Annotated in this window: 13 protein-coding genes and 2 tRNA genes; 13 read left to right on the plus strand and 2 right to left on the minus strand. The window is 63.5% G+C overall.

Translation table 11 applies throughout. From position 1 onward, the window contains the following. Positions 1 to 26: 26 nt before the first annotated feature. From ESB00_RS11275 to ESB00_RS11285, 3 genes are all read left to right on the plus strand, one after another. Positions 27 to 1,361 (plus strand): MFS transporter, encoded by a 1,335-nt coding sequence (locus ESB00_RS11275; protein WP_164976169.1) that lies wholly within the window; start codon positions 27 to 29, stop codon positions 1,359 to 1,361. Between the two features lie 5 nt (positions 1,362 to 1,366). Then, on the plus strand, positions 1,367 to 2,764 hold the full coding sequence (locus ESB00_RS11280; protein WP_129047788.1) for a sulfatase family protein: 1,398 nt from the start codon (positions 1,367 to 1,369) through the stop codon (positions 2,762 to 2,764). A gap of 337 nt (positions 2,765 to 3,101) precedes the next feature. Further along, positions 3,102 to 4,688 carry a DUF5677 domain-containing protein gene (locus ESB00_RS11285; RefSeq protein ID WP_129047789.1) on the plus strand — a complete coding sequence of 529 codons (1,587 nt, stop codon included), beginning with the start codon at positions 3,102 to 3,104 and terminating at the stop codon, positions 4,686 to 4,688. Between the two features lie 332 nt (positions 4,689 to 5,020). Here the strand turns inward: ESB00_RS11285 and ESB00_RS11290 are convergent. After that, positions 5,021 to 5,095 (minus strand) — tRNA-Cys (locus tag ESB00_RS11290). A gap of 606 nt (positions 5,096 to 5,701) precedes the next feature. Here ESB00_RS11290 and ESB00_RS11295 point away from each other — a divergent pair. From ESB00_RS11295 to cls, 10 genes are all read left to right on the plus strand, one after another. Then, positions 5,702 to 6,238, plus strand: a complete 537-nt coding sequence (locus ESB00_RS11295; protein WP_129047790.1) for a GAF domain-containing protein — start codon at positions 5,702 to 5,704, stop codon at positions 6,236 to 6,238. 67 nt (positions 6,239 to 6,305) lie between these two features. Continuing rightward, a complete protein-coding gene (locus ESB00_RS11300; RefSeq protein WP_129047791.1) occupies positions 6,306 to 7,097 on the plus strand; it encodes a ParA family protein in 792 nt (263 codons plus the stop codon). A gap of 284 nt (positions 7,098 to 7,381) precedes the next feature. Beyond that, the gene (locus ESB00_RS11305; RefSeq protein WP_129047792.1) at positions 7,382 to 8,194 is read left to right on the plus strand and encodes an ABC transporter permease; all 813 of its coding nucleotides are present in this window, start codon (positions 7,382 to 7,384) and stop codon (positions 8,192 to 8,194) included. Between the two features lie 129 nt (positions 8,195 to 8,323). After that, positions 8,324 to 9,112, plus strand: a complete 789-nt coding sequence (locus tag ESB00_RS11310; protein ID WP_129047793.1) for an ABC transporter permease — start codon at positions 8,324 to 8,326, stop codon at positions 9,110 to 9,112. 102 nt (positions 9,113 to 9,214) lie between these two features. After that, positions 9,215 to 9,925: a ribonuclease III gene (gene rnc, locus ESB00_RS11315; protein ID WP_129047794.1), complete on the plus strand. Its 711-nt coding sequence runs from the start codon at positions 9,215 to 9,217 to the stop codon at positions 9,923 to 9,925. Positions 9,926 to 10,144: 219 nt separating this feature from the next. Then, positions 10,145 to 13,507, plus strand: coding sequence for a transcription-repair coupling factor (gene mfd, locus ESB00_RS11320; protein WP_246026467.1), 3,363 nt, complete (start codon positions 10,145 to 10,147; stop codon positions 13,505 to 13,507). Further along, positions 13,504 to 14,502, plus strand: a complete 999-nt coding sequence (locus ESB00_RS11325) for a peptidylprolyl isomerase (RefSeq protein WP_246026468.1) — start codon at positions 13,504 to 13,506, stop codon at positions 14,500 to 14,502. Before mfd ends, ESB00_RS11325 begins: the two co-directional genes overlap by 4 nt. Before the next feature lie 40 nt (positions 14,503 to 14,542). Then, complete coding sequence (gene radC, locus ESB00_RS11330; protein WP_129047796.1) at positions 14,543 to 15,268, plus strand: RadC family protein; 726 nt, start codon at positions 14,543 to 14,545, stop codon at positions 15,266 to 15,268. Between the two features lie 82 nt (positions 15,269 to 15,350). Continuing rightward, positions 15,351 to 15,438: transfer RNA gene (locus ESB00_RS11335), tRNA-Tyr, on the plus strand. A 123-nt stretch (positions 15,439 to 15,561) separates the two neighbouring features. After that, entirely contained in the window at positions 15,562 to 16,980 is a 1,419-nt protein-coding gene (gene cls, locus ESB00_RS11340; RefSeq protein ID WP_129048345.1) for a cardiolipin synthase, read from the plus strand. A 237-nt stretch (positions 16,981 to 17,217) separates the two neighbouring features. On the opposite strand, the gene ESB00_RS11345 is transcribed toward cls, so the two are convergent. Continuing rightward, positions 17,218 to 18,366, minus strand: a complete 1,149-nt coding sequence (locus tag ESB00_RS11345; RefSeq protein WP_129047797.1) for an acyl-CoA desaturase — start codon at positions 18,364 to 18,366, stop codon at positions 17,218 to 17,220. Positions 18,367 to 18,419 lie beyond the last annotated feature (53 nt).

The following is an 18,419-nucleotide window of genomic DNA, read 5'->3' on the forward strand; positions in this document are numbered from 1 at the left end:
CCACCGGCCCGCGCCCGGCCCCGCCGATGAGAGACTCCGACGCTCCCCACGCCCCCACGACCAGCGAGGTGCCACGCGCCGGCGCCGGCCGCATCCTCATCTTCGCGCTGATCTTCTTCGGCCTCGGCGTGACCGAGGAGGTCAGCAACAACGTGCTGCCGCTCACGCTCCAGCGCATGACCGCGGACTTCAGCTGGAGCGTGGACCTGCCCTTCCGCCTTCCCGGCCTCGCGCCGGACGGCGTGTTCACCATGGGCAGCGCGCTGGTCATCGGCCTGGTGCTGGCTCTCAATCCGCTCTTCGGTTTCATCGCCCAGCCCTTGGTCGGCGTCCTCAGCGACCGCGTATGGACACGTGTCGGTCGGCGCGCCTTCTTCCTGATCACCGGTGCCCCGGTCGTGGCGGTCTGCCTCTTCCTCGTGCCCTGGGCCTCGGCCCTCTGGCAGCTCGTCGTCTTGGTCGTCATCTACCAGTTTTTCCAGGACGTGCTCTGGGGCAGCGACCACCCGCTGCTGGCCGATCTGTTTCCCTCCCGCCAGCGCGGCATCGTCGGCGCCGCCATCGGGGTCGCCTACCAGCTGGGCGCGGTGTTCGTCACGCGCGCCGGCCTGGCTTGGACCGCGGCACACGAGCGCACCCACGGCGGCGATCTCTTCGGCGCGCCGATCTACTGGGCCGCCGCCGCCATTCAGGTGGGGTTGGTCATGGGTCTCGCGTTCTTCCTGTGGGAACGCCGCCTGCCCGTGATGAAGCGCCCCCGGCTCACCCCGGGCCAATATGTGCGCGATTTTCGCGCTCAACCCGGCCTCGTGCGACTTGGCTGGGTCAATTTTCTGCGTGCCTTCATGGTCACGGCCGGCACCGGCTATCTGGTGCTCTTCGGCACCGTAACCCTCGCCGCCGACAAGGCGGACTATGCCCGCGCAATGGGCTGGCTGCCCCTGCTGGCTCTCGTCTTCGTTTGGCCGGCCGGCCTCCTCACCGACCGCTTGGCCCGGGATCGCGTGCTCATGGCCGCGTTTCTGCTTTCCGCCGTTGGCTACGCAGTCGGCTGGATGGCCGACTCCCTGGCCTGGCTGTCCGTGGCGTTCGTGATCACGCGTCTGGCCTGGGTCAACATCGAGATCGGCTACAAGTCACTGGTCAGCGATTTCTATCCCGTCCATCAGGTCGGCCAGCTGGCCGGGGCCATCAATATTTTCTACGCCTCCGGTCGCACCCTGGCCTTGGTCTCCGTCGGTGCCCTGATCGGGGCCTTCGGCAACGACTACCGCCTGGCCTGGCCTGTCGCAATCGCCGCAGCCCTCGTCAGTATCTGGGTCCTGCGCGGCGTGCGCGACCCACGCTCCCCTTCTCCCTGAAATATATGCGTCCAATCCTGCTGCTCCTCGTCCTCACCGGCTGGCTCCGGGCCGTGCCGCCCAACATCGTTTTCATGGTCTCTGACGACCACAGTGTGCCGCACATCGGCGCCTATGGGTTTCCCGTCCGGACGCCTAACCTCGACCGCCTCGCCGCCCAAGGCGTGTTGTTCGACCGGATGTTCACCACCGCGCCGCAATGCGCGCCCTCCCGCGCGAGCTTCGCCACCGGCCGCTCGGCCGTGGCCGCCCGCGTTACCCGCTTCTCCTCGCCGCTGCCCCGCGACATCGAGACGTTCCCCGAGATCCTCCGGCGCGAGGCCGGCTACTTCACCGGCATCTGCCGGCGCTCGCACCACCTCGATGGCTGGACCGATTCCGCCAACGAACTGTCCCCGGCCATCTGGAAGAAGCACGACATGCTGTCCGTGCCCGCCCGTTTTGACTACGTCAACATGACTGGCGACCGCACCTCGACTCCGGGCATCGTGCGCGAATTTCTCGACCGGGTGCCGGCCGCCAAACCGTTTTTCCTGTGGATTAATTTCAATGATCCGCACCACCCATGGAACGCCCCTAAAGTGCATGAGCCGTCCTCGCTCCCAATGCCAGCCGACTGGCCGGATCTACCCGAGTTGCGTGGTGACTTCGCCCGCTACCTCGATGAGATCTCCCGTCTCGATGAAGAGGTCCAGTGGGTGCTGGATGAACTCGAACGTCGTGGCCTGGCCCAAAACACCATCGTCGTCTTCGTCGGGGACAACGGTTCGCCCCTGCCTAGGGGCAAGGGTGCCCTTCACGAGCGCGGCGTAAACGTGCCCTTGATCGTGCGCTGGCCCGCCGGCGCACCTGCCGGGCGCCGCACGCCCGCGCTCGTCTCGGGGGAGGATTTCGCCCCGACCTTCCTCGAGGCCACCGGGCTCCAACCGCCCCGCGTAATGACCGGCCGCAGCTTTCTGCCGCTACTACGCAACGACGACGCCTACCGCCCGCGCGAGCATCTCTTCGCAATGCGCGGCGTCCACGGGGCATCCATCTTCAACGAGTCCACGCCCTCCAGCGGCTTCGATCTCGGTCGGATGGTGCGGGAAGACCGCTACAAGCTCATCATTAACTATACGCCCTGGATGCCCTACGCACCCACGGACAGCCGGATTGAACCCGGCTGGCATCGCATCGCGGCCCTGCACGGCACCGGCAAGCTTGACCCCCGCTTCTCCGCCATGTGGTTCCGCCTGCCCCGTCCCATCGTCGAACTCTACGACATGGAAGAAGACCCGGCCGAGATGAACAACCTGGCCGGCAAGCCCGAGGTCGCCGCCATCGAGTATCGCCTAAAGACCGCCTTGCAGGAGAAAATGATCACCGAATACGACTACTTACCCCTGCCCCTGCGCGAATAGAACTCTCCGGAGTCAATTAGCCCAGCCCACCGCCCCTCTTCCACCCCGGATCATTCATCAGCTCAGGCGACCACCTTGCACCAATCCGCCCCGGGCCATTTCCGGCATTTCAGGGGAATGAAGAACAGGAGCGCTACAACCGCCTCAAGTGACTGTTAATCACCTGGCCAATGGCTCGATCCCAGCCCGGGCAGCCATTCCCATCAAGGGGATGATGGGTTTCCTGGATTTACCCGAAAAACCATTGACCGGTTAACGTCCGACTTCGCAAACCCTCCATACGGCTCAGGTTTTATGGAGTGGCGCCTTTAGACACATTTAGTGAAAAGTTAGGTGCATGTTCGAAGACCATAATAAGGAGGGAAAGAAGTTCGTTCCGAAGTTCGGGCAGGACTGGAGCCGCGTGGATTTCGTTGAGGTAATCTTCCCAGAAATTGTTTGGATCGGATTCGTGCTGCAACGGCACGGTAGTAAAAAGGGAATTGCGCTGGCGACCGCGCTTATTGAAGCCGCCTTCCATGCGGCGACGAAACACCCCCAACCCGAATTTTCTTTCATTAGCGCCCATCGAGAACTGACCGACGAGGCGAAAGCAGCCGTGCGCGAAAGGCTGCGGTCCGCGGGTCAACTGGACGAACTACGGGAGGCGCTGGAGCCATTTGTCCGCTGCTATCACAACGACAATCCCCTGACATATCTCTGGGATGCCGCGCTCCCTTGCCATTCAGACGCTGATGTCGAAACGGCGCGCAAAGTGGTTGGCCCACGCCTTAACCGCTGGTCACCCGAGGGCACACTGATGCAAGCCGTCGTGCTGTATGGCGAGCACTGCACCGGCCGGTTACACTACACAGAAAACGTCAAACCACCGAATCTCGAAGCAATCGTTAGCGATTTCGATTCGCCGGAAGGAAAACGCGCCAGTTCGCATGCACGCACATCGACGTCGGCGATATATGCCCACTACAAGGATCGCCTAGGCAATGCCTGGGCCGAGTATTTCTGGCGGCGAGGACTGGAACTCGATCCGTTGCGAGGGCACATCCGGTTACCTGATGAGGCACCCGCGGGCGGGAATCCGGTTGTGAGGTTCAGACAGGGCTTCCATCATTTAGCCGCGGCCTTGGTGAAAGAGGTCTCCGAACAGGTCATCTTAAACACTGTTTCGGAGGAGGAACACACGGTCATTAATGCTTTGCTCGCGCGTCAAGCGACGTTGGCCGTAGCGTTGGCCGACAATTTCGAAGTCTGGAACTGGGACATCGGGCCTCTATACCTGCGGGCGATGACAGACTGCTACATCACGCTAGCATGGATTTTGGGGAAACCAGACGAACGCAGCCGACTCTACATCGTGCACGGCTTGGGCCAGGAGAAGCTATGGATGGCGCACTACGAACGGCTGGCGGACGAGGCGGAGGACGAAGGGGAGAAGGAAGGGTATCGTCAAATGATCGAAGCGAGTCGCGCCTGGGTAGAAAGCCAGAGCTTCTTGTTCTTCGTTACAGTCAACCTCGGGAACTGGACCGGAAAGAATACGCGCGAAATGGCTCTCGATGCCGATTGCATCGATCTGTATAATTTCGCATACACGCCTTACAGTTTCTCAGCGCACAATACTTGGAATCATTTGGGGAAGTTCAATGCGGTGCCCTCTCCCAGTCCGCTGCACAAGAACATGCGGATGCCGAACATCCCACATTTTGCTGGGGAGCCGAGCATCATGATGAATGCAGCGAAGTATTTGGACAAATCGATCAATGCTGTAGCGAAACATTATGGCCTAACAACACAGGTCGAAGCTGCCTATCCGTGGAGCGGTGCTCGAATCAGTGATGTGTGCGAGTTCCTTTATGAGCAGTTCGAAGGAACAAAGAAGCGCTCGAAAATGCCGTCCGAAAAGACAGATACCTCTGCCGAGTGATTTTTCTTCGTTATCTTGTGCCAGCCGGCAACTGACAGGTCGCGAAATTGAGAATAACGAAGCCACTTTGGCTCCGCAAAAAGCTTACCGTTTCGCTGGGTCCCATTCCTCGGCCGGCAAGAATACATCCCCACTTACTTCCCGCACGCAGGTAGGCTGCTGCGATGGGATCGGATGCGAGGCTGGGCACCCCCAGTAGTAACAACAGATCGCTCCGATTTTTTGATACCCCCCTCCGGTCGGCGGTTTTCCGATTCTCCTGCGGCGGCCTGACGGTCATACTCCCGCCGGTAGTGACTTCGCCAACCGCTTGTGGCGCAACGGCCTTTAAGTGGAGGTGCGGGGCGGAATCGAACCGCCGAATAGAGCTTTTGCAGAGCTCGGCCTTACCACTTGGCTACCGCACCGGACCAAACGAGCGCGCATACTTGGGCCAATTTTCTGCCTTCCGCAAGAACTGAAATTCAGAGGATGAATCCGGGCAAATGGTCACGGATTACACTGATCTGCACGGAATAGTTCCTCTCTGATTCGTGTCCCTGCCCGCCATCCATCGTGTCAACTAGTCGAACCACCAAGCAGGGGTGATAACAGAGGAGGACAAAGTCAGGGGCGGCGAGGAGCACGTTGAGCGCCTCCAGCATTTTGCGCCTGAGAGCCACGAAGTCGGTCGGCTTGAGGTTACCGGTGGCCACCGACCGCGCGGATCAGGCGGCGAGCCTGGGATTGTGACGGACGGCAACTACGGTGGCCATGGAGAGGACCTGTCGCACGTTGTTCTCGGGGCGGGCAAGATGGCAGTGGCCTGCTGTTGCGCGCTCGATGGGCGCGAAGCCATCAAGGCCGAGAGTGGCACCGGCTCAATCTAGTCGAGATCGAGCACATGGGCAGGGTTGTCGCGATGAACAGCGAGCCGACGCTCTGGAGCCCGGGTTGTGACCCGGATGCGGAATCCGGAATGATGACCGAGCAGCTTGGCGGCCAGACACTTGACACCTTTTGTCACTGTCGCCATGCAGACCACAATTCCCATGGCAGCAAGCATCTCGATGGCCCGGACCCGCGCACTCTGCGCCGCACCTAAAGGCATTGCCCCGAGTGAATTCTTTCGCGCCCTCTGCCTTGATGTAGCCGGCGATCTCGATGTCGATCAGGTGAGCGTCTGGACGTTCGAGCACGATCAAAATCAAATCAACTGCCTGTGCGCCTATGACGCTCTTTCGCAGCACTTCTCGAGCGGGCAATCACTCAAGCGATCATCCTGTCCGCTCTACTTTGAGCAGATCGTCGAGCAGAACATCGTTGCGGCAGATGACGTCACCCAAAACTCCGCCACCAAGGAGTTCCTCGATAGCTATTTCAAGCCACACGGCATCAAGTCCCTTCTGGATTTCATCATGCACCAGGACATGGAACCATACGGGATCATCTGCTGTGAGAACCGACGGGCTGTTCGAAAATGGCGCGACACTGACCGCAGCTACCTGCGTTCGATTGCCGCACTGACCTCTTTCCTGTTCTTGCCTACCGCCCGAAAGACGACGGATTAAGCGAACTCGACGAGCCCGGACGCACTTCGCGCTAGACTCCCCAGTCCGCTTTCCGGTTAATCGCCTTATGGGCTGCACTGTATTCACCATCGCCAACCAGAAGGGCGGCGTCGGCAAGACCACCACCGCCGTCAACCTCGCGGCGGCCCTCGCCGAGCGCAAGATCCACACCCTCGTGGTGGACCTCGACCCGCAGGCCAACGCGACCAGCGCCCTCGGCGTCGAGAAACAGGAGGGCAAGAGCCTCTACGGTCCCCTCCACGGTGAAGGCAGTGCCTTCGAGATGCTCACGCCCACCGCCTGGCCGCACCTCGCGCTCATCCCCTCGGAGCAGGACCTTGCCGCCATTGAGATCGAACTGGCCCAGCAGCAGAACTACCTCATGCGCCTGCGCTCCGTGCTCGAGCCCCTGCGCAACTCCGGCGGCTACCGCGCCATCATCATCGACTGCCCGCCCGCCCTCGGCATGCTCTCGATGAACTCCCTCGCCGCCGCCGACCATCTCCTCATCGCCCTGCAGTGCGAATACATGGCCCTCGAGGGCCTCGGCCAGATCCTTAAGGTTGTCGAGCGCCTCAAGCAGGCCGGCGTCAACCCCACTCTCGACGTGGGCGGCATCGTCATGACGATGTTCGACAGCCGCATCAACCTGGCCAAGCAGGTCGTTGAGGAAGTGCGCCAGCACCTGCCCGACAAGATTTTCCAGACGCTCATCCCACGCACCGTCCGCCTGAGCGAGGCCCCGAGCTTCGGCAAACCGATCTTCGCCTACGATGCGAACAGCCCCGGCGCCAAGGCCTACCGCGATCTCGCCAAGGAGGTCGCCGAGCGGTTCAACCTGAAGGAAGCCACGGTGTGAGGTGGAGCCCGCGCTCCGCGCGGGCTGGCTTGGGCATGTTGTGTTGCCTGGCGGAGGGCTCAGCTCCAGCTGAGCCGTTTCACGGAACCGATAACGCGTTCGCGGCCGTGCTGGAGCTGGGCCCTCCATGTAAGAGTCATGACCCGGCGGGTGCGGAGACCCGCCCTCCAAGGGAACCCGGCTCGCCGGGACGCGAGCCCTCCCCGACAGCTGGCTTGCGATTTGCCCCTTCGTCCTCTGACTGCTGACTTCTTCCCTCTTTCTTCCTCCATCCGCCTTTAGTAATGCTCGCCACGCTCAACAAATACCGGGTGACCTTCCTGGTCGGCCTGCAAAGCAACCTGATCTACCGGGTGAACTTTGCCGTGCGCGGCTTCTTTTCGTTCTTCCACCTGATCGTGGTATTCATCCTCTGGGGCGCCGCTTACGCGGGCAGCCCGCTGATCGGGGGCTTCAACTTCGCGCAGACCTTCACCTACTTCGTCGCCCTGCTCGTGGCGCAGTTCATGATCGGGGCCTTCAACGAGGACTACCAGATCAGCGAGGAAATTCGCGGCGGCATGATCAACCAGTTTCTCCTGAAACCGGTGAACTACTTCGCCTACCGCTTCAGCATCTACGTGGCGGCGCGGCTGGTCACCGGTCTGCTCATTTTGCTGCCGCTCATCGTGAGCCTGCCGCTCATCGGCGAACACCTCGTGCTGCCGGCCGACCCATGGCGCCTGGCCGTCGGCCTGCCGGCGCTGTTCCTGTCGGCGATCATCCAGTTTGGCATCGCCTACTGCTTCGGCCTGCTGAGCTTCTGGTTCCTGGAGATCCAGGGCTTCGTGATCCTCTCGATGGCGCTGGAATCGGTGCTCGGCGGACAAATCTTCCCGCTCGACCTGATGCCCGAGTGGCTCTTCCGCGTCTCGCAGTTCCTGCCTTACTATTACCAGATGTATTTCCCCGTCGCGATTTTCACCGGCCGGCTCAACGACCCCTCGGCCGCGCTGGTCGGCCTCGGCATCCAGGCTTGCTGGGCCGTCATCATCCTTGGGATCGGCGCTATGCTCTGGCGCCGCGGCCTCCGCCTGCACACGGCGGTCGGCGGCTGAGGGATTTATGAATTACGACTTACGAATTACGATTGTGACACGCTCGCGAATTCACGCTCCGCCTCATGACAATTGTTCGCTCCCGATTCGGGGAAATCGTAAACCGTCCATCGTAAATCTGAAATCATAATGAGTCACTACGCCCGCCTCTGGCTGACTTCCGCCCGCTACTGCATCATGCGGATGATGATGTTCCGCGGCGACTTCTTCGTGTGGGCGCTGGTCGAGCTGTTCTGGATGACGGTGAACCTGCTCATGGTCTCGGTCATCTACCGGCACACCGACACCGTCGCAGGCTGGACCAAGTACGAGATGATGCTGCTCGTCGGCACCTCGCTCCTGATCCAGCGTTTCCTGATGGGCTTTTTCTGGAGCAGCATCTTCGAGATGGGACGCAACATCCGCAGCGGGCATTTCGACTTCTTCGTGGCTCAGCCGGGCAACGTGATGTTCACCGCCACGACCCGGAAGATCGACCCCGACAGCCTGATCAACTCTCTCGTGGCGCTCGGTGTGGTCATCTATTCGGCCCGGCAGCTTGGCCTGCAACCCGACTGGATCGATATCCTGGCCTACGGGCTGATGGTGGCCTGCGGCGTGATCATCCACTACAGCATGCTCGTGCTGTGCATTGCGCCGGCCTTCTGGATCACCAGCGTGCAGGGCATCGAAGGGAGTTACTTCACCCTGAGCGAATTCTCCCGCCTGCCCCGGGCCGCCTTCGTCGGCCTGGCCAAGGTCGCGTTCGTGTGGGTGCTTCCGGTGGTGGTCGTCAGCAACACCCCGGCCAGCACCCTCCTTCACGGCTTGAACGGGCAACTGGCTGCGGGCCTCGTCGCCATCACCGTCCTCTGGTTCGGCCTGGCGGTTTTCGTCTTCCACCGCGGCCTGCGCCGCTACTCGAGCGCGAGTTCGTGAACGAACAGGTGACAAGTATCAGGGATCAAGTAACAAGAGGGTTATCCATGACCGTGGCTTCCGCTTCACCTGATACCTGGAACCTGATACTTGTTACTTCACATGGGCTCTTCTGATCAAACTGTCGCCGCCCTGCAGAAGACCATCGGCTACAGCTTTCGCAATGAGTCCCTCCTGATTGAGGCCCTCACCCACCCCTCTTTTCTCCAGGACAACGCGCAGGCGGGGGCTCACAACCAGCGGCTCGAGTTCCTCGGCGACTCGGTGCTCCAGTTTATCCTCACCGACGCACTCTACCGCACATTCCCCGAGGACCGCGAGGGCGTGATGAGCCGCCGCCGGGCCGTGTTGTCGAAGGGCGGATTCCTCACACAGATGGCGCGGGACCTCGGCCTCGACGCCAGTCTGCGCCTCAACAAGAGCGAAGAAGACTCCGGTGGACGCAAACGCGCCTCGATCCTTGAGGATGCCTTCGAGGCGCTCGTCGGCGCAGTCTATCTCGACAGTGACCTGGCCACCACCCAGCGGCTGGTGCTCGCGTGGTATGGCCCGCTCGCCGAACGACTGGCCGTATCCGAGGACGCCGAGAACCCGAAGGGCCGGCTGCAGGAGCTGATCCAGCCGGAACACGGCAACAACGCCCTGAATTACCTCGTCAGTGCCACCACCGGCCCGCGCCACGCCCAGGTTTACGAGGTCGAGGTCTTCCTGAAGGACCGCAAGATCGGCAGTGGCACCGGTTCCTCCAAGAAAGCCGCCGAGGAAGCCGCCGCCCGGGTCGCGCTCGTAACGTTGCGCACGACATCCCAGTAGCCCGAAGCTTGTCATCCTGAGCGCAGCGAAGGATCCAAGGGACTCGGCGCCCGTGATTATCGTGCTGGATTCTTCCCTGCGTTCAGAATGACATGGAGCGCTCGTTTGGTGACAGGTCAGCCTACAGCTCCACGCCACAAGCTCACCGGAATTTGTCCGGCAGCGCACCCCCATGCCCTCGCGGAACTGGTCCGCACACACCCTGCCCCGGTCTGGCTGGTGATCCACGAGGAGGCCGCGCGCACCGATTCACTGGCCGAGGACATCGCGCTGTTTTGCCAAGCCGGCGGCGGACCCGTTCTCGACGTCCTCGCCTTCCCCGAAGCCCAGACCGACAACCGCGAGCTGCGCGAGGCCTTCAACGCCGCCAGCGACCGTCTCGCCGTGCTGAGCAGGCTGCGCGCCCGCGATAGATCTCAAAACCCGGATCCGAAATCCGCGCCCCAGGATCCGAGACCCCAAAACCAGCTGCTGGTTTTGACCACCCCCGCCGCGTTGCTCCAGCCCGTGCCGCCCCCGGAGGACTTCTCTTCGCGCGAAACGAACCTGCATCGCGGTGAAGCCCGTCCGTTTCAGGCCCTCCTCGATCTGCTCCGCGCCTACGATTACGACAGCGAAGCGGTCTGCGAGGCCCCCGGGCAATACGCGGTGCGCGGTGGCATCGTGGACGTTTACCCGATCACGGCGCACCAACCCTACCGGCTGGATTTCTTCGGCGACACGCTGGAAGAGATCAAGGCGCTCGACCCGGTCACGCAGCGCTCGGGCGAAGCAGTCGAGCGCATCACCCTGACCGCCGCCGCCCGCGTCCACACCGGCGGGGCGCAGGCCAGCCTGCTCGACTACCTCGGTTCCGCCGCGCACGCCGCCATCATCGAGCCCAAGGCCGTCGAGGAGCTGTTTGATTTGGGCGGCCGGGCGGACACGCCACCGCCCGCCGATGGAGCGGCAGCGTTGAAGGGTCTTACCGTCCTGTCTGGAACGTGCGCCCGCCTCTTCGGGCTCAGCGATCTCGACCTGGCCAGCGAACTCTTCGACGGCGCTGGAGAGGAGGAGACTTGGGACACCGAATCACTCGCCCATCACCGCTCCTACCCCGAGGAGCGCCAGCTCGCCCATGAACGCCTGCAAGCCGAGGACGAAGCCCGCCGCGAGTTTCTCGAGAAAGTGCTGGCCTGGCAGCAGGCGGGCTACGCCGTGGACTTCGTGGTGACCAAGGAAGGCGAAGAACAACGCGTGCGCGAGCTGTTGGAGGAGGACAAAGAACTGCGCGCCCTGAAGCCGCGTTTTCTGCGCGGCGCGCTGAGTGAAGGTTTTCGCGTGACCGCGCGGCCGAGCGGGAGCTCGGCGATCCAGGCCAAGGTCTCCCCGCCGAAGGAGGGCCAAGCTCCGGCGCGGCCGGGTTCGAAAGGCCTCGTCGTCGTCTCCGAAACCGAGATCTTCGGCCGCAAGCGCCAGCGTCGCTCCCTAACGAAGCGCGCCATCGCCGCGCAGTCGGCCGTGGACCAGCTGCTCGACTTTTCCGAGCTGGTCGAAGGCGACTTCGTCGTCCACCTCCAGCACGGCATCGCCCAGTTCCGCGGCCTGACCAAGCTCGAAAGCGCCGACGGCGTGCGCGAGGTCATTTCGCTGGAGTTCGACGACCACGTGACCCTGCACGTGCCGTTGCAAGAGTCGCACCTCATCAGCCGCTACGTCGGGCTGTCCAAGGCCAAGCCCCAGCTCGGGCGCGTCGGCTCGGGTCGTTGGGAAAAGGCGCGGCAGGCCGCCGAGCGCGCCACCCTCGACCTCGCCGCGGAACTGCTCGCGATCCAGGCCAAACGCGAAGCGCAGCCGGGCCACGCCTTCGCCGAGGACAACGTCTGGCAGCGCGAGTTCGAGGCCGCCTTCCCCTTCACCGAGACGCCCGACCAGATGAAGGCCATCGTGGACGTGAAGGCCGACATGGAGCGCACGCGTCCGATGGACCGGCTCGTGTGCGGCGACGTGGGCTTCGGCAAGACCGAGGTGGCGATCCGCGCCGCGTTCAAGGCCGTCCTGGGCGGCCGGCAGGTCGCCGTGCTCGTGCCGACGACCGTGCTCGCGCAGCAGCATTTGAACAGTTTCCGCGAGCGCATGGCCGGCTACCCGATCGCGATCGAGATGCTCAGCCGCTTCCGCACACGCAAGGAGCAGGAGGGCATCCTCGCCGCGCTCGCCGCGGGCAAGATCGATGTGGTGGTCGGCACGCACCGGCTCGTGCAGGACGACGTGAAGTTCAAGGACCTCGGTCTCGTGATCGTGGACGAGGAGCAGCGCTTCGGCGTGAAGCACAAGGAGGTTTTCAAGCGTTGGCGCGCCCATGTGGACATGCTCGCGATGAGCGCCACGCCCATTCCACGCACGCTTTATCTGGCGCTCACCGGTGCGCGGGACCTCAGCACGATCGAAACCGCGCCGACCAACCGCCTGCCCATCCAGACCATCGTCAAAAGCTACGACGAGAAACTCGTCGTCGAAGCCATCCAGCACGAGCTGCGGCGCGGCGGCCAGGTGTTTTACCTGCACAACCGGGTGCAGACCATCGACCTCGTCGCCGCGCGTCTCGGGCAGCTTTTGCCCGGTGTCACCGTGGGCGTGGGCCACGGCAAGATGGGCTCCGACGGCCTCGAGCGCGTGATGACCGAGTTCGTCGCCGGGCGTTACCAAGTGCTCGTCTGCACGACGATCATCGAGAGCGGCCTCGACATCCCGAACTGCAACACGCTGATCATCGAGGGCGCCGACCGTTTCGGGTTGTCGCAGCTCTACCAGCTCCGCGGGCGCGTCGGTCGTTTCAAGCACCAGGCCTACGCCTATCTGCTGTTGCACCGCCACGCCCGGGTGTTGGACCTCGCCCGCCAGCGCCTGACGGCCATCCGCCAGCACAACCAGCTCGGCGCGGGCTTCCGCATCGCCATGCGCGACCTCGAGCTGCGCGGCGCGGGCAACCTGCTCGGCGCGGAACAGAGCGGCCATATCGTCGGCGTGGGCTTTGAGCTCTACTGCCAGCTCCTCCGCCAAAGCGTGGCCCGCCTGAAGGGTGAGAAGCAGGCCGCCCATGTCCGCGCCAACGTGAAGCTCGACTTCGTGTTCGTTGGCGAAGGTGCCGACACCGAGGCTCCACACGCCGAGGTCACCGGGAGTTTCAGCGCACTCCGTCAGGCCGAGCGCAGCGAGGGAGAGATCGACCGCATCCAGGCCCGCCTGCCGTCGGCCTACATTGCCGAGACCCGGCTGCGCATCGACTTTTACCGGAAACTGGCGCTGGCCGAGACGACCAAACAGTTGAAGGACCTCGAACAGGAACTGCGCGACCGCTTTGGGCGCTTTGGCGAACCGGTCCGCGCGTTGCTCCTCGTCACCGAAATCCGGGTGCGCGCGGAACAAAAAGGCGTCCTGTCCGTCGAAACCGACGGCAACCGCTTGAAGTGCCTGCGCCACTCGGGCCGCCGCGATGATTTCATCCAGCTCAGCAGTCGCTTTCCCCGCTTGACCGCCCCCACCCCCCTTGCAAGGTTGAAAGAAATAATCACCTTTCTGCACAATCTCCCCGCTAAATGATGAGTCTCCGCCGCTTCCGCCTCACGATCCTGACCCTCGCCGCCGGTGTTGTCGGTATCGCGCAAGCCCAGCAGGCTCCCGCCGACAACCTCAACCTGCGCTATGCCAACGGCATAGTCGCGATCGCCGAGGACAAGATCATCACCGTGGACGATGTGCGCCGCGAAATCGGACCACTCATCGGTGAGCTCCAAAAGCAGGCCCGCAACGAGCAGGAATTCAACGAAAAGCTCGAAGGCCTGCAGAACGAAGTGATTCAAAACCTGATCGACCGCGTGCTCATCGTTAAGGAATTCTACAAGGACGAGAAGCGCCGCGTGCCCGCCAGCTACATCGACAACCAGCTGGCCGAGACGATCATCACCCAGTTCGAGGGCGACCGCAGCAAATACCTCGCCTATCTCCGTTCCCGCGGCATCTCGCAAAAGGAATACCGCCGGGAGATCGAAGAGGACATGATCTACAATTTCATGCGCCAGCAACAGGCCAAGTCCGGCAGCACGGTCAGCCCGGTCCGCATCGAGGATTACTACAACGAGAACAAGGAACGTTTCTTCCAGGAAGACAGCGTGCACCTGCGCCTCATCCAGATCAACCGCACCCCCGAAGACACCGACGACACCCTCCGCGCCAAGGCCGACGCCGTCATCGCCGAGATGGATGGCGGCGCCACGTTCCCCGATGTGGCCCGCAAATACAGCAACGATCCCCGCAAGAGCCGCGGTGGCGATTGGGGCTGGCAGCGCCGCCCCGACCTGCGCAAGGAATTCAGCGATGTGATCTTCGAGCTCAAGAAGGGCGAGCGCAGCAAGCCGCTCATCACCGCCGAAGGCGCCTTCATCTTCTACGCCGAGGACCGCAAATACGCCGGCAACATGCCGATCGACGACGTGCGACCCGACATCGAGCGCGCCCTCGTCCAGCAGGGCTCCCGCCGCGCCACCGAGCGCTGGCTGGAAAAACTCAGGCGCAACGCCTACGTGAAGCACTTCTGAGTGCACCGCCCGTGGGCCAGCGGGTGACACACCCCGGCCCATGAATCCATCTCCCCCCGCCTACCCGGCTCCCCGCGTCCAGGATCTCGCCGTCGGCGAACGGCCGCAGGAGCGCCTCGAAAAGCTCGGCCCCGGCGCCCTCAGCGACTCCGAACTGCTCGCCATGCTGCTGCGCAGCGGCCGGAAAGGCCACAGCGTGCTGAGCATCAGCCGGCAGTTGGTCACCGAAGCCGGTTCGCTGGCCGCACTCACCCGCTGGCGTGAGGCGGATTTCCGCAAAGTGGGCGGCATCGGGCGCGTGAAGGCGCTCCAGCTCATCACGGTCATGGAAATCGCCCGCCGCGTCGCCGCCTCTGACCAGGGCGAACGCCCCTTGCTCAACCGCCCGGAACTCGTCTTTGCCCACTACCGGGCCCAGACGGCCGGACTGAGCGTGGAGAAATTCTGGGTGCTCTGCCTGAACCGGAAGAACCGGCTCATCCGGCAGGTCGAGCTTACCTCCGGTACCGCCACCAGCAGCCTGGCCCATCCGCGCGAGGTGTTTCGCGAGGCCGTGCACCACGGCGCCACTTCGGTCATCTGCGTCCACAACCACCCCAGCGGCGACCCGGCGCCCAGCGCGGCCGACGTGCAGGTCACGCGCCAGCTGCGCGAAGCCGCGAAGGCCCTCGACATCGCGCTGCTCGACCACGTCATCATCGGCCAGGCTGGCGCCGACCCGCAGGGACGCGGTTTTTACAGCTTCCGTGAGGCGGGCGTGCTCTGATTTCGCCGAATCGGGGTTTCGGGAAAAAACCTCTTGGCAAAGCTCGAAACGCTCCCATACCTTCACCGTTCGTTCATTTGATGGTGGAGTATCCAAGTGGCCAAAGGACGTTGACTGTAAATCAATTCGGCTCTTGCCGTTCACTGGTTCGACTCCAGTCTCCACCACCACTTTGAGAAAGCCCGCATCCCCCGAGGGATGCGGGCTTTTGTTTGCCCGCAGCGGCCTTGCCAAGCCCGGTCCGGCCGCCGACGATGCAAATCATGGATGAGGTCGATCAGGCCCTAGAAAGCATGGCCGCGCACCCGGTGGCGAGCGGCCTTCTCTCGCACCTGCTGACCGTCATCGGCTTCCTGCTCGCGGTCTTTGCCATCGCCCGGCTCATGAGTCAGCGGAAGCAGCCCGGCAACACGTTCGCCTGGTTGCTGGCCATCGCCTTCATCCCCTACCTCGGCGTGCCGCTCTACCTGCTGCTCGGCGGACGCAAAATCCGCAAACTCGCCGAACGCAAGGCCCGGCTCTGTCCCACCAGCCAGGGCGCGGTCACCGTGCCCGACAACGCCGGCTTTGCCGCCCGGGTTTTCACCCGGGACGGCGCCTGCCCGCCAATCGGCGGCAACCGGGTGCGCTTCCTCACCACGGGCGAGGATTCGTTTGCCACGCTGGAGAAAGGCATCCTCGAGGCGAAGGAGAGCATCCACCTCATGACCTTCATCCTCGGCCACGACGAGGTTGGCCGGAGGATCGTGCAGCTCCTCGCCCGGCGCGCCCGCGCCGGCGTGAAGGTCCGTCTGCTGCTCGATGCGTTGGGCTGCTTCCGCACCAGCGGCCGCTTCTGCGATCCGATCCGCGAGGCCGGCGGCGAGGTGGTGAAGTTCATGCCGGTGTTTCCGCTCCAAACCCGCGGCTCGGCCAACCTGAGAAACCACCGGAAAATCGCGATCATCGACCATCAGTTTGCCGCGGTGGGCGGCCGCAATCTGGCGCTCGAATACATGGGCCCGCAGCCGCTGCGCCGGCGGTGGCGCGACCTCGGGGCCGTCATCCAGGGCCCGGCCGTGCGCCAGATCGAGGAGATCTTCCTGGCCGACTGGGCCTACGCCAGCGGCGACTCGCTGCTTTCCCTGCAACGGGATCTCCCGCCCGAGTGGCCGCGCCCGGCCGGCAATGCCAGCCTCCAGGTCGTGGCCAGCGGACCGGACGTAACGGGTGATCCGCTCTACGAGGGCATCCTGTCCCTCGTGCAGCAGGCGCAGCGCAGCGTGTGGATCGTCACGCCCTATTTCATCCCCGACGAGGTGCTGCAGCGTTCGCTGATGGTGCAGGCCCGCGCCGGACTCGACGTGCGCATCGTGGTCCCCGCCCGCTCCAATCACCGCATCACCGACCTCGCCCGTCGCCACCACCTGCGCGAACTCCAGAAGGCCGGCGTCAAAGTCCTGCTTTACCAGTCTGGCATGAACCACGCGAAACTGCTCTTCGTGGACGGCGAAACCACGCTCTTCGGCTCGGCCAACATGGATCTGCGCAGTCTGTTCGTGAACTTCGAGATCGGCCTGGTGGCTTACTCCGCGGAAGAGGCCTCCGTCGTGCGCAGCTGGTGCGAGGAAGTCTTCGCCCAGAGCCGCCCGCTGCCGGAAAAACCGCGCGCCCGCCGCTTCTTCCCCGCCATCGGGGAGGAAATCGCCCGCCTGCTGGCGCCGCTGCTCTGAGCGGCCGCGGGCTCTTTCCGTGCGTGCCGGACTGCGGTCCGGTCAGATCGGGGAACTCAGCTCGAAATGCAGCCGCGCTGGAGCGGAGCGACAGCGTGGTTCTACCGCGGCCACGCTTTCGTCCCACGGATGCGGGACGCATATGGGTCTCCGGGTTCGTTGAACCAGCCGTCGAATTGCGCCCACAAAAAGGCGGGGCTGAACCGGCCCCGCCTCTCTCGAAAAATGACCTGGGACTCAGGCCGCCGCGGACGCGTGTCTGAGCAGGCGGGTCGCCTGGCGGACTTCGCGGCGCATTTCCTCCAAAGCATGGCGCGCCTCATCGAACTGGGCCTGGGCGCGGTCGGAGTATTCGGTGCGGAGGGCACTGGCCTTGCCGGCGTATTCGGCCTTGAGCGCTTCCCAGCGCTGGCCGAGTTCGTGCAGCTTCACGTCGGAAGCCTTCAGCAGGTCGTGCAGCCGGGCGTTGGCGGTGACCTTCGGACAGGCGATCTGCTCGCCGAGGCGGCGGCGGGTGTCGGTGAGTTGGGCGAGCAGGATCTTGTCCTCGGAAACCCGGCGCAGCCCGCGCACGAGACGGAGCTTTTCGAGGGTCCAGATGGTCCACTTGGTCGGATCCCACTGCCACCACTTCACGCCGTTGCGGTAGTCGTGCTGAAACTCGTGGTGGTAGTTGTGATAGCCCTCGCCGAAGGTGAAAATCGCCATGAGCCAGCTGTCGCGCGCGCTGCACTTGTTGGAATACGGCTGGTTGCCGATGGTGTGGCAGAGCGAGTTGATGAAAAACGTCATGTGCTGGACCGCGGTCACGCGCGCGACGCCGCCGATGAGAAAGCCGCCCAGCGCCCCGATCCAGCCGTTGTGCCACCAACCGAGGGCCGCCGGCAGGGCGAAGCCCACCAGCACAGCCACCGGCACGTAGAACCGCTGCTGGAGCATCACCAGCCGGTCCTTGCGGAGGTCGGCGACGTTGTCCCACGGCGGAGCCGGATCGAGCTTGAAGAGGATCCAGCCGATGTGGGCGTGCCAGAATCCCTTGGAGATGTCGTAGGGATCGTCGTCGTGATCCACATGCTTGTGGTGCCGCCGGTGGTCGGAGACCCAGGCCAGGGCGCAGTTCTCAAAGGCCGCGGCGCCGAAGACAAGCGTCGCGAGCCGCACGGGCCAGCTGGCCTGAAACGCGACATGGGCGAACAGCCGGTGGTAGCCGAGCGTGATGCTCAGACCGGTCGCAATAAAAAATCCGAAGAACAGGGCCACCTGAAAGGCATCCATGCCGTAGTGCCAAAGGTAGAGCGGCACCACCGTGCAGGTCACCAGCGCCGTGCCGATGAGGAAGGAGCTGTTGACCCAGTTGATGCGCTCGGTGGGAAGATTGAGTTTCACGGGGCGTGAGCGTGGGTGTCTTGTCCTCGGTAGCGAGGGCAATCGCGGAAAAA

The organism is Oleiharenicola lentus (assembly GCF_004118375.1).
Lineage (GTDB): Bacteria > Verrucomicrobiota > Verrucomicrobiia > Opitutales > Opitutaceae > Lacunisphaera > Lacunisphaera lenta.